Consider the following 12,452-nt stretch of genomic DNA (forward strand, 5'->3'; position numbering starts at 1 on the left):
AATATACCCGTAGGAGTGTTGCCAATATTTTAGGTGAAATAGCAGTGGGAAATGAGGAGGTAATCAACCGTTTAATCTTACTGCTCGATGAAACTTATGATGAAGATACCCGTAGAAAAGTTACCGAGAGTTTGGGTAATATAGCAGTGGGAAATGAGGAGGTAATCAACCGTTTAATCTTACTGCTCGATGAAACTTATGATAAAGATACCCGTAGAAAAGTTACCGAGAGTTTGGGTAATATAGCAGTGGGAAATGAGGGAGCAATCAACCGTTTAATTCTACTGCTGGATGAAATTTCTGATTATTATACCCATGAGAGTGTTACCGAGAGTTTAGGTAAAATAGCAGTGGGAAATGAGGGGACGATTAACCGTTTAATCCTACTGCTGGATGAAACTTCTGGTTTTTATAACCGTGGGAGAGTTGCTGATATTTTGGGTAAAATCGCGGTAGGAAATGAGGGAGCGATCAACCGTTTAATCCTACTGCTCGATAAAACTTCTGATGAATATACCCGTCAGAGTGTTGCCGATATTTTTGCTAATATAGCAGTGGGAAATGAGGGGGCAATCAACCGTTTAATCCTGCTGTTGGATAAATATTCTCATTATAATACCCATGATAGTGTTGCCGATAGTTTGGGTAAAATAGCAGTGGCAAATGAGGAGGCAATCAACCGTTTAATCCTACTGTTGGAGGAAACTTCTGATGGATATACCCGTAGAAAAGTTGCTGATATTTTGGGTAATATAGCAGTGGGAAATGAGGAGGTAATCAACTGTTTAATCCTGCTGCTCAATGAAACTTCTGATAAATATATCCGTAGGGAAGTTGCCGATAGTTTGGGTAATATAGTAGTGGGAAATGAGGAGGTAATCAACCGTTTAATCCTGCTGCTCGATAAAACTTCTGATGAATATATCCGTCAGAGTGTTGCCAATATTTTTGCTAATATAGCAGTGGGAAATGAGGAGGTAATCAACCGTTTAATCCTAATGCTGGATGAAACTTCTGATGAAGATACCCGTCAGATAATTGCCAATAGTTTGGGTAATATAGCAGTGGGAAATGAGGGAACGATCAACCGTTTAATCCTACTGCTGGATGAAACTTCTGATGGATATACCCGTAGAAAAGTTGCTAATAGTTTGGGTAATATAGCAGTGGGAAATGAAGGGGCACTCAACCGTTTAATCCTACTGCTTGATGAAATTGACAAAAATAACCGTTGGAGAGTTGCCGAGAGTTTGGGTAAAATAGCAGTGGGAAATGAAGGGGCACTCAACCGTTTAATCCTACTGCTCGATAAATATTCTGATTATTATATCCGTAAGATAATTGCCGATAGTTTGGGTAATATAGCAGTGGGAAATGAGGAGGTAATCAACCGTTTGATCCTGCTGCTTAATGAAACTTCTGATTATTATATCCGTAAGATAATTGCCGAGAGTTTGGGTAATATAGCAGTGGGAAATGAGGGGGCGATCAACCGTTTAATCCAACTGCTGGATGAAACTTCTGATGAAGATACCCGTCAGAGAATTGCCAATAGTTTGGGTAAAATTATTGCAACTAAACAGCAATATAACCAAGTGGTTTCTGCCCTGAAATTTAATTTAACCTCAAGATTTTTCTACCATAAGGAATTTTTCTACCAAATTACTTGGTATTGCTCCCAAAACCTCACTTATCCAGAATTCTATATGGCATGGCATAGTGAAAAAAGCAACATCTGGAAAATTTTATGGAAACACTTAAATCGCCCCATATTTTAATACCAAACTTACCCCTACCTCTCAACATTCAATCTCTAGCCGATGAAACAGAACCCAGCACTATTTGTCAAGAACTTTGCACCCTAATTTACTCCCTCGCACTTCCCGATACAGACATCCCCACTGTTAGCAACTTTGCCCAACTCAAACAACAGATTATCACCGTAAAACGCCAACTGCAAAAACCCCACCTTGCCCTAATTCTACACGACTGTTACCCTCATCCCCCACTCCTCACCTGCTATCGCAAAATCGCCGATACTAAACTGGGTTTGCACATTATCTGGATAACCGATGAACCCCTCGAAGCACCTCTGCGCGGTTTTCCCCCCAGTCAGGATAATTTGTTAGGAGTAATTCAAACTTGGTTAGAGGAATTTTAGGGAAGAAACCGGGTTTCTCACATTAATTTATTTAATCACCCGAAAAGTTAGATTAATTCTGGGCTGAGTCGATTTAGCCGTTTTCGGGACATGATGCTGCCAAAACTTCTGAGTACCACTCCCCATCACCAAAAAATCACCATCACTTAAATTCAGTTCAATTTTGTTTTGATGATCGTCCCTACGTCTAAAGATAAAACGCCTGGTTTCTCCCAAGCTGAGAGAACCAATTACCGAACCTTTGGCTAAGTCCTTTTCATCATCACTATGCCAGCCGATATAATCTTGACCATTGCGATATAAATTCAGCATAACTCCATTAAACTGAGTATTAACTAAAGGCTCGATTTTTTCTTTGATTTGTAATAGCGGTTCATTCCAGGGTAAGGGCTGCATGGTCACACCGGAATAGGTATAAGCCTGAGTTCCATAATAAGCGGTTAACCGAGGCTGAAGCACCGATTTGCCAAAGATTTTTATCGGTTCTTCTTTCCAGGCTATTTGATTCAATAATTCGGTAAAGAGTTGCTGACTTTCTGGAGGTTGAAATAGGCCGGGATAGAAAATTACTTCGGCATTATTCAGTTCTAGGTTTTGCTCCTGGGAATTTGAATTGATATTAGGCATGGGATTATCCTTAGAAACCGGGTTTCTTGAAGAAACCCGGTTTTCTGTAAATCATCAATCAGCTATATCTATATTATAGTATTAATTGGCTAAAATGACAATGATTTCATCACTTCCACTATCGGGCTAATCAGCTTCCAAGTGGCTACCCCAAAATCAGGGAATGAAAGTCAATCTAAAATCTAAAATCTAAAATCGATTGACTGGCTAATAAATGACCTTTTGGCAGAATGAATAAAATAACCTTTCAGTGGGATGAGCAAAAAAACAAAATTAATCAACAAATGGAACCGGAATACGATCTGTCAAAAATGAAAAAAAGACCGAATCCTTTTGCTAAACAGTTAAAAAAACAGATCGCGATTTCTCTGGGAATTGATGTGATTGAATATTTTGAAACAATGGCTCAGGAAAAAGGTATATCTTCCCAGGAACTAATTAATCTTTATTTGCAAGACTGCGTTGTTTCTAAGCGTAAATTATCTCTGAATTAGCGACCGGGTGCGATCGCTTGCGGATGATGAGGTATAATAGTAGCATTAGATATTTCTCAACACATTGTTGAGCGTGAAAACACGCCGCATCATAGTTGGGAGATTTCCTCGCTCGTAATTCCCGCAAAGCCGTAGTAAAATCCCCTTCAGCTTTATCAACCCATTCAACTGTTAGCGGATTCATAAATCACCTTTCCTTTTTCTATAATTTCTCGCAAGAAAAAATCATTCCAGGCTAGGCGTTGCTCAATCTCTACAGGAGTTCGCACTAACAAATCTATGGCAAACTTTGGTTGAACTTTATTTAAAATTTCCCAAGTTTTGCGAAAATTGCTCCCTTTGTATGGCAAAATCACTAGCATATCTACATCCGAGTCATTTTGAGGGTTTCCATAAGCATAGGAGCCAAATAAAATAATTTTTTCTGGCTGAAATTCATTGACAATAGCCTGACTTAATTGCATGATGTTCTCCCTTTCTATCATACTCAATAAATGCTCCTTTATTGATTTTTTTGTAATTAAGACCAGTCTCAAATAGGAATAAATTGCATTTAGTTTAATCAATTAAATTTATTCTAGCATAATTGTAAAGTCTGTCAAGATCGTCTTAACTCTAAAAGGTTGTAACTCCTACCAAAAGCAGTCCGACTCCCAGTTGGTTTTTTTATTAATTTCCTCTCTCGTTCTTTTTCCTACCTATCGGTAGTAAGAGAGAAAAGATTCATTCTTAGAGTGACCAATGCCTCCCAATTATATCAACCTTCTTTCCCAACTAATAGCCAGACATGATTTTCACCAAAATAACTTCCCAGAAGCAAGCCACTTGCAGCCAACTGCAACAGCCGATTTGTGTGAGTTTTTAGGCGAAGAGGTTATTTATCAGACAATCGCGACTGCTACAACTCCTAAGCTCTACAAAATTCCTCAAGACTTGCCGCCTTCAATAATTTCTGCTTTGCACAGCCAAGGCATTCAACAGCTTTATTCGCACCAAATTAAAACACTCAAAGCCGTGCGCCAGGGCAAAGATGTCATCCTCAGCACAGCAACAGCTTCTGGCAAATCTTTAAGTGCGTACTTGCCTATTTTAGAGGGCATTCTCCAACATCAATTTACTGCACTCTCTATTTATGGCTTGAAAGCTTTAACAGCCGACCAAAGTCAAAAACTTGCCGATTTGCTCCAACTGATTCCTGAGCCTGCGCGCCCGCGCCTTGCCCTTCTAACTGGAGATACTCCTCCCAAAACCCGAGAACAATTATTAGCTGCAAATCCCAGCATAATCAGCGCCACACCAGAGTTAATTCACTATGCGCTGAAAGGCGTTCACTGGAGTCAGCCTTGGCAGCACTTTTTAAGTCGCCTCCGCTATATTGTCCTAGATGAAGCTCACACTTTTAACGGAGTTTACGGAGCTAACATGGCTAGCTTAATTCGCCGATTAAAATTGGCAGTAGACGAGCGCGGAGGTTGTTCTCAAAAACTGCAATTCCTGATGTTGAGTGCTACCGTTGGCAATCCCGTTAAATTAGCGAAGTTACTATCTGGTAGAAGTCGAAAGCGAAATATCAATGAACCCGAGCGGTTAGTTTGGATTAACTCTAGCGGAGCTGCTGTCCCAGAACGGCAATTAATTGTTACTAAACCGACTCATGATGCTAATTCAGATGTTGCTCGCATCATTATGTTTTTGTTGCAGCAAGGGCAAAGCGGAATTTGCTTCGGTAACGGCAGACAAGCAATTAAGAACTTGTGGGCAACTTTTAAGCAAGAAGCTGTAACTCAAACTAACTCGGGAATTGAGTCGCAAGTAGCAATTTTCTACGGCAGTTTAACAAGCGAGCGCCGCATGGAAATTATTAACTCTTTGCAGTCAGGAACAGTTAAGTGTATCCTCAGCACTAGCGCTCTCGAAGCAGGAATTGATTTACCTCAACTTGACTTTGCTATTATTAGTGGATGGCCGGGAAGCTTGCAAGCTTTTAGGCAGAGGGCTGGCAGGGCTGGTCGCGCAAACTCCGGTTTAATTGTCTTCATTCCTATTGCACAATCACCTTTGGATAACTATTTTGCCGAGCGCCCTGAATTGTTGGTGTCAGCCGAATCTGAATTGGTGAGCTTTAATGCCAATTATCCCATAGATATTGCCAAACATTTGATGTGCGCGGCTGTCGAAACAGGCATTCCTGCCAGTAAGCTCAAGCACTACTTTGGCAAGAGCGCTCCTCAAATTGCAACGGCTTTAATTGAGCAAGGTGTTCTTCACAGAAGCCGGGATAAATTATGGGCTAAGGGCTTTCCCCATAAAGATGTAAACTTTCGAGGGGGAACGGGTTCTAGCACGATACAACTGGTGGATGCGGAGACTCAAGAAGAGATTGAACTCCTCAGTGCGGAGATTGCTTATCGAGAGGTATTTCCTGGTGCTATTTACCGCACGCAAAACTCAGACGGCTGTTTGGTGACTTATACTTCGCGCTCACTCTTGAATGGCAAAGCTATTTTGCAAAACACCCCTGAAACTCGACTGTTTACTGTAGCGATTAGCCACACTCATACCAGCCTCAAGCAGAATTTGAGTTTGCCTCAACAAATCCCGTTGGTCATTCCAGAAGTTGAAGGAAATGTTCAAACCAATTCAACGGATAGTAAGGCAATTCCAGCTCAAGCTATTCTGGAACTGGTTTGGGGAGAAATTAGCCAACTCGTCACTGGTTATCAATTATTAACTCGCAATTACGAGTTAACTTGTCTCAATAGAAAGTGTGTCAATTACAAAGAGCATTTACCAAAATGTACTGCCTGTCCTGTTTGTGGCAAGAGAACTCGCTCTGCTGAGCTAACATCGGTTCTTAATGAGGTAAACTTTGAGCAACCTTACGAAATAAAATTTGCGACTCCTGTACTGCAAATTAGTTTTAATTCCCCGGTTGAATGTTATCTGCAACAGGTAGTAACAGCTACTCGCCAGGAATTGCTTCAATCTCAACAGCAGATGGAGCCCGGATATCAGCAGTTGTGGGAGTACCCCGCGAATTTGTTGGCTATTCACAGTTTCGGCCATCAAATTTTAGCAGCTTTACCTCTGACTATTTTGGCTTCACCTAATGATGTGAATTTTCTAGTAGAGAAGAGAGGTGCAAATGACTATGCAGGACTCTTTTACGATTTAGCAGAAGGAGGTTCGGGAACCTCGGAAGCTATTTTTCGTTCTCTCCCTCAATTAGCTCATGCGGCTGCTGAGTTAGCCCGCAGTTGTTCTTGCAGTTCTGGCTGTCCTAAATGTTTGATTCAGTCGGGATGCCCTGATGGTAACAAAGCTTTACTCAAGCAGGTGGGGCTGCTGCTGTGCGAAGCATTTTAAGAAAGGGGAAGGGGAAGGGGAAGGGGAAGGATAGAAAAAGCTAATTATTTGGGGAGGTAAAAGGGGGTAGAAGGGAAAACAATAACCTGTTTTCCCTTTTATTACCTCTAAACATTTACATTTAGTTGCAAATACTTTTCCAAAAATTAATATATTTTTTTTGCTTCTCTCTCACTCTTATACATTTGGTTTAATAAATAAAAGCAAAATTTAATCTGTCCTTTATCGTCTCCTTCCCCTTCCCCTTCCCCTTCACCTTCTTAAAATGTGCGAACCGCTACTGCGGTTTTTAGAGGTGCATTTTTCAGACTTGTACTCGTCAGGAACCTCAGCCTAAAGGCATGAGGCTTGCCGGAAAAATCCAGTAAGCCATTCTGACCAGCCACAGTCTTAACTGACTACATTTCGAGAGTCACGACACCCTTAGATGCGTGCTAGTCTTCTGCTCTGTCGCTAACAATTAAACAGTTTTACGGTCACTGAAACAGTGTTGTTAGCTTAACAAGCTCTTGAAATATTGGCGAAGCAAACATTACCCCGCAAGGGAGAATTTCATGCAAAACTATACCTTTGTACTGGATCCAAATAAACAACCACTACATCCCGTTCATCCTGCCGTGGCTAGAAGATTACTCTCGAATGGCGAAGCTGCGGTCTTCCGTAGATACCCATTTACCATCATTCTTAAACGTGCTGTCAATACAACTGAACAGTCGATGGCGTTCCGCCCCGCAAGCTACGAGATCAAACTCGATCCCGGTAGTAAAACTACGGGAATTGCGCTACTAAAAGGTGAAAATATCATCTTCGTAGGTGAGCTAAATCACAGAGGACAAGCAATTAAAGCTAGCTTGGATTCTCGTCGTGCTATCCGTAGAAGTCGTCGAGCTAGACATACCCGCTACCGTCAAGCGCGTTTCCTAAATCGCATTCGTCCGAAAGGTTGGCTAGCTCCTAGCTTAAAACATCGAGTAGATACTACGCTGACCTGGGTCAACAAATTCATCAAATTTGCACCCGTAAATAGTATTGCGATGGAGTTAGTTCGATTCGACCTTCAACAACTAGAGAAACCTGAAATTTCTGGGGTCGAATATCAGCAAGGCGAATTACTTGGGTACGAAATCAGAGAATATCTGCTCAACAAATGGGAGAGAAAATGTACTTACTGCAAGGTAGAAAATATTCCTTTGCAGGTAGAGCACATTCATCCCAAGGCAAAAGGAGGTAGCAATCGAATCTCTAATCTGTGTCTAGCTTGCGAAAAATGTAATCTCAAGAAAGGTACTCAAGATATTAACGACTTCCTTTTAAAGAAGCCAGATTTGCTCAAGCAAATTATGGCACAAGTCAAACAACCACTCAAAGATGCTACCGCCGTCAACTCAACCCGTTGGGCATTGTTTAATCAACTCAAGCTAACGGGATTACCTGTTACGACGGGTTCCGGCGGGCAGACAAAATACAATCGCACTCGATTAGAGTTGCCCAAAACTCATTATTTTGACGCTGCTTGTGTTGGCAAGGTTGATAAATTAATTGTGTTAACCACTCAACCATTGTTAATCAAGGCCAACGGTCACGGCACTCGACAAATGTGCCGCACTGATAAATTTGGTTTTCCATCTCGTTATGTACCTCGTGACAAATTTGTCAAAGGTTTTCAAACTGGCGACCTTGTTAAAGCAGTAGTAACCAGGGGAAAGAAAGTTGGTCAATATATTGGTCGAGTGGCTGTTCGCAGCAGTGGCTCTTTCAATATTTCGGCAAAAGAATTGGTACAAGGTATTAGCCATAAATACTGTCAGACTCTTCAGAGGAAAGATGGATATTCATACCAATTTTAACTCAAGTAAAGCCGTCTTTTAAGACGGGGTTTCTACCCATTATTTTGATGAAAAATAAGCTTGTCTTGCCAATCATTAACTCCAAAATTAGAGAGTCAACGCTGTTACATTTCAGAAATCAACCCTATAAACCAAAGAAAAAGCAAGCTTTAATCCCCAACCTCACACGAGATTTAAAGCATGGCTGGCTTTTAACAATTCTCGCACAAATAGACCGATGTTTGTGGGGAAGGTGGGATTATTGGGCTTTGTGTCAAGCTGTCCCTAGTCATGCCTGGATGCGGTGGAAGATGGAGCCAATGCTAGCCATTCTGGAGAACAGAAAACCAGAAATTTTACCCAAATTTGTAATTGAGGAAACTTTGCCAGCAGAACCGATTCCCCAAATTGAATGGCAGCATTCTCCTACCGCAGAAGCCATGTTAGATAATAGCCTCAATTGCATTCCCAAACATGGAGAATGGAAAACTTGGTCAGCTTGGGACTATTTGGAGTTTTTCTTGGACTGGGTTTTGTTCGCATTCGGACATCCAGCTTACAAGATTTTACCCAAAGAACCCGCCGACTGTGAAGGTGCATCAATGCGCCTTTATCAGATGTTTGACCTGTCAATTCTTATGCTGTATCCTGAAGATTATATGGGCAGACTGCTACCCCAAATTTGCGGAAAGACTGCTCAAAAAAGTTCAGGGTTTTATCCTACACCCTTAGCTTTGTGTCAGTTGATATCTAAGTTAGTCAGTGGTGATAAGACAGAGCGAATTTCCAGCTTCAATGAACCTGCGTGCGGTACGGGTGCTTTAATGTTAACACAGTCGAATTACTGTCTGAGCGGTATCGGTCAAGATGTAGATCGTACTCTATTAAAATGCGCTTTGTTTCAGTTTTATATGTTTTCACCTTGGCTGGCTGTTCCGATTTGGTGGTTGGGTCAAACTGATTTGCTCCTTGGCAATACTTTAAGTAGCGATCGACCCGAATCAATAAACGCTGCTTACTGGTATAATGAGTGGTTTGAGCCAGTCGAGTCTCAGGCTAAAAATGATACTGATTGTCCAGTCGAACATGAAATAAGTTCAGGAGAAAGCTCAGAAGTTATTGACTTGAATGATCAGACATCAATTCACTCTAATCCAGTAGTTCAAGAAGTTATTAAGGGCAAACGCCGACCCAGAAATACGACAACATCGCCTCATCAATTTACGCTGTTTAATTTGGACGATTTCTAGCCCAATAGCTACCTATTGAACAATTGTTGTGGTGTAGGTGAAGAGTTGAGTTCAAATCACCTCTACGTTATTCTCATTGTTACGAACCAAGCTACCGATATCGTTGGTAAGCTATCACGCATGAGTTCGGAATTCGGAAAGCAACAAGCCGAATATAACGCTGTCAGACACTCAGTTGTGAGCGCGACTACACAACCAATTTAGGGTGCATAGACACCAGAACCTCTATCTGTCAAGGCAGATGCGCCCTAAACGCCTGCTAATTTAGGGTGCATCAACGCCAAAACCATTAATCTATCAATGCCTATGCACCCTAAATGACTCGCTTGCTTTAGAGTGCATAAACGCCAGAACCACTAATCTATCAATGTCTATTCACCCTAAACATCGGTAATTTAGGGTGCATGGATGCCAGAACCATTAATCTATCAATCGCTATGCACCCTAAACGCCGATAATTTAGGGTGCATAAACGTCAGAACCACTAATCTATCAATCGCTATGCACCCTAAACGCCGATAATTTAGGGTGCATAAACGTCAGAACCACTAATCTATCAATGTCTATGCACCCTAAACGCCGATAATTTAGGGTGCATAAACGCCAGAACCACTAATCTATCAATGTCTATGCACTCTAAAAAACTTAAGGCTTGAGCTTGCCCAGATAGAACGAATGATGCGTGCCGCCCTTACGAAACCTTAAGTAGGCATAGGGGCCACATCCTTTGATTGTCTTGGATTCGATGTATCCCCTACTACCGCGCGCACCGGTAGCAGCCATTTTTTCTTCTCGTTTATCTTCCCAGTCTGAGTCGGCTTCCAATTCCGACAACCTTTTCTCTTCAGCTTCAATTAGCACGTCAATTGCATCCTTCAGGTACTTGAGGTCTTCCAGCTTGAGTTGATAGCAATCCTGCAACACACTGTGCAGCGTTGGAGTTTTCACGGAACAACTGCGCTTTTTGGGCATAACCAGTCAAATTTAGGGGGCAAGCAATCGCACACTCCGCAAACCTTGAGTCAATGCACCCTAAACTGATAGAGCGCAAGCGGGCTGAAGTTTCCACTCAAACCTCGTGTCTTGTACAATTTTTAGTATTGGCTTACTGCTTGTTAAAACTGTAGCACAGATATAAGGTCGAACATGGGACGGAAACAGAAATCGCCTTCAGGTATTATTTTTCGGGCGAGAGTTGCGCAACAGACACCAGAAAAACTTGAAAAGCTTGCAGCTTCGATGGGTCACTTGTACGGAGGTAAGGGGAAACCCGGTGCCATACTGGATATGCTGGCATCTGGAGATTTGGTTCTCGTACCCAAAACCGCAACAGATGTCATAAAATCTGTGGCACAGTTTTTGGAAGAAACCTCGCCGTCGGCCGTCAAATTGGATCGTAAGCGGGGGGACGGTACTCAAACAATTCCTGCGGGGTCACAGCAAATCTAGACCGGTCTATCCCTGATGTTGGTAAAGCAAACGATGCTTGATTGCGAATCGCTTGAATGTCCTCAGAACTCCGTTCAGAAGACAGCACAAACTGAGTCCTTTGATAGCGCAAGTCAGCAATTGTTACCTCCCTGGGCTTCCCTTTACAAATGGTGAGTGCTTGGGAAACAGCTAATCGTCTCTAATCTCACACAAGATTGGATTAAAACTGTGCGTTTTTTTCCACCTGCTTATAAGCGGATACTACTTATTTAGTTAAAATACCTTGCTTGAATAACACTTCAGTTAGTGGCAAAAATGCTTTTTTAAAGTAAAAAAAACATAAATTGGGCTTGCTTTCAACTAGGAAATTGGTAATTTTTTTTCCATGATTCTACAAGAAAAGGCGAGGCAGTGTCAGGCGATTGCCTGACCGGAGTATTTTTGCTTAAAGACTATCCAATCGAACGCGAGGTATAAATATTCTCAACATTGCTTCATGCTCTGTGACAGTTGAGGGTGCAGGATGTGGGCTATAAATTTTTAATCCCATTCCGCACTCCCGGACTTTTTCTGTGGCGATCGCCGCTATTGCTCAGCCTTTTATAATCTGAGCAATGTACCTCCTTACTCTATCAGATCTCAATCAAACTATTCATACTAGCCCACTACAAGAGCCACCTCTTGTTCCTTCCTATCTCCAAGAACGCTTGCAACTGCTTGTCAAGCAAATTTTAATGGGATTACCTGTCGAGCCAATTCTCAACAGTCACCCCCAGTTCCAGCAGTGGGTTTTCCAACTCAAAGAACTATCGCCATCACTGTTTTTACCGCAGCGAAAACTGTTTGTTGACATTCCAATTCAAACAAAACTAGACCGAACAAAAAGGGGAGTGACAGAAGAAAATTCTTCCCCTTCTCCTCCATTTAAAGTGATACAAGTCCGTACAAATGTGGGTTTAGTCAAAGGAACACCCAGACTATTTGAGTGGGCGATTCGCCATCCTGTACTGACTTGGCAAGACCGAGTTAAGTTATGGGTAGCTGCCGAATTCTTCGAGATCGAGCCTCACAAGCTGCAACTGATTATTTTGGCACTGCACCCGACTCAACAAGCAGAAAAAGTTCTGTTTGCCTGGGACAGCAAGCAACACCGACAAACTCAAAATTGGCTTTTGACTACCATTGAACGAGAGACAGAACAAACAGTTATCAAGCTCAATGGTCATCTAACACCTCAACCGAAGAAAGTAGCAACAGCTATCAATTTGGATGAAATCAACGAAGTATCGATATAATC

12 protein-coding genes are annotated in these 12,452 nt (G+C 41.9%); 8 read left to right on the forward strand and 4 right to left on the reverse strand.

Annotated features, from left to right (window positions below):
* The coding region (locus tag QUB24_RS06025) for a HEAT repeat domain-containing protein (protein ID WP_333151641.1) at nucleotides 1–1,778 on the forward strand (1,778 nt) is incomplete at its 5' end.
* Nucleotides 1,748–2,161, forward strand: coding sequence for an NACHT C-terminal alpha/beta 1 domain-containing protein (locus QUB24_RS06030; RefSeq protein ID WP_333151643.1), 414 nt, complete (start codon nucleotides 1,748–1,750; stop codon nucleotides 2,159–2,161). The genes QUB24_RS06025 and QUB24_RS06030, both read left to right, overlap by 31 nt.
* A 27-nt stretch (nucleotides 2,162–2,188) precedes the next feature.
* On the opposite strand, the gene QUB24_RS06035 is transcribed toward QUB24_RS06030, so the two are convergent.
* Complete coding sequence (locus QUB24_RS06035; RefSeq protein WP_333151644.1) at nucleotides 2,189–2,788, reverse strand: alpha-ketoglutarate-dependent dioxygenase AlkB; 600 nt, start codon at nucleotides 2,786–2,788, stop codon at nucleotides 2,189–2,191.
* 230 nt (nucleotides 2,789–3,018) lie between these two features.
* On the opposite strand from QUB24_RS06035, the gene QUB24_RS06040 reads away from it, so the two are divergent.
* Complete coding sequence (locus QUB24_RS06040) at nucleotides 3,019–3,282, forward strand: antitoxin (RefSeq protein ID WP_333151646.1); 264 nt, start codon at nucleotides 3,019–3,021, stop codon at nucleotides 3,280–3,282.
* On the opposite strand, the gene QUB24_RS06045 is transcribed toward QUB24_RS06040, so the two are convergent.
* Nucleotides 3,257–3,466, reverse strand: coding sequence for a HEPN domain-containing protein (locus QUB24_RS06045; protein ID WP_333151648.1), 210 nt, complete (start codon nucleotides 3,464–3,466; stop codon nucleotides 3,257–3,259). The genes QUB24_RS06040 and QUB24_RS06045 overlap by 26 nt on opposite strands.
* Nucleotides 3,447–3,746 carry a nucleotidyltransferase domain-containing protein gene (locus tag QUB24_RS06050; RefSeq protein WP_333151651.1) on the reverse strand — a complete coding sequence of 100 codons (300 nt, stop codon included), beginning with the start codon at nucleotides 3,744–3,746 and terminating at the stop codon, nucleotides 3,447–3,449. Before QUB24_RS06050 ends, QUB24_RS06045 begins: the two co-directional genes overlap by 20 nt.
* A gap of 277 nt (nucleotides 3,747–4,023) precedes the next feature.
* On the opposite strand from QUB24_RS06050, the gene QUB24_RS06055 reads away from it, so the two are divergent.
* The 3 genes from QUB24_RS06055 (at nucleotide 4,024) to QUB24_RS06065 (ending at nucleotide 9,724) form a co-directional block, all read left to right on the forward strand.
* On the forward strand, nucleotides 4,024–6,648 hold the full coding sequence (locus tag QUB24_RS06055) for a DEAD/DEAH box helicase (protein ID WP_333151653.1): 2,625 nt from the start codon (nucleotides 4,024–4,026) through the stop codon (nucleotides 6,646–6,648).
* Nucleotides 6,649–7,202: 554 nt separating this feature from the next.
* Nucleotides 7,203–8,495 (forward strand): RNA-guided endonuclease IscB, encoded by a 1,293-nt coding sequence (gene iscB, locus QUB24_RS06060; RefSeq protein WP_333151655.1) that lies wholly within the window; start codon nucleotides 7,203–7,205, stop codon nucleotides 8,493–8,495.
* A 47-nt stretch (nucleotides 8,496–8,542) separates the two neighbouring features.
* Nucleotides 8,543–9,724 (forward strand): hypothetical protein, encoded by a 1,182-nt coding sequence (locus tag QUB24_RS06065; protein ID WP_333151657.1) that lies wholly within the window; start codon nucleotides 8,543–8,545, stop codon nucleotides 9,722–9,724.
* A gap of 645 nt (nucleotides 9,725–10,369) precedes the next feature.
* Here QUB24_RS06065 and QUB24_RS06070 read toward each other — a convergent pair.
* Nucleotides 10,370–10,672 (reverse strand): hypothetical protein, encoded by a 303-nt coding sequence (locus tag QUB24_RS06070; protein WP_333151659.1) that lies wholly within the window; start codon nucleotides 10,670–10,672, stop codon nucleotides 10,370–10,372.
* 198 nt (nucleotides 10,673–10,870) lie between these two features.
* Between QUB24_RS06070 and QUB24_RS06075 the strand changes: the two genes are divergently transcribed.
* The gene (locus tag QUB24_RS06075) at nucleotides 10,871–11,173 is read left to right on the forward strand and encodes a hypothetical protein (RefSeq protein WP_333151661.1); all 303 of its coding nucleotides are present in this window, start codon (nucleotides 10,871–10,873) and stop codon (nucleotides 11,171–11,173) included.
* Between the two features lie 596 nt (nucleotides 11,174–11,769).
* Nucleotides 11,770–12,450 carry a hypothetical protein gene (locus QUB24_RS06080; protein ID WP_333151663.1) on the forward strand — a complete coding sequence of 227 codons (681 nt, stop codon included), beginning with the start codon at nucleotides 11,770–11,772 and terminating at the stop codon, nucleotides 12,448–12,450.
* Nucleotides 12,451–12,452 lie beyond the last annotated feature (2 nt).

Source organism: Microcoleus sp. B9-D4 (genome assembly GCF_036705105.1).
GTDB lineage: Bacteria > Cyanobacteriota > Cyanobacteriia > Cyanobacteriales > Microcoleaceae > Microcoleus.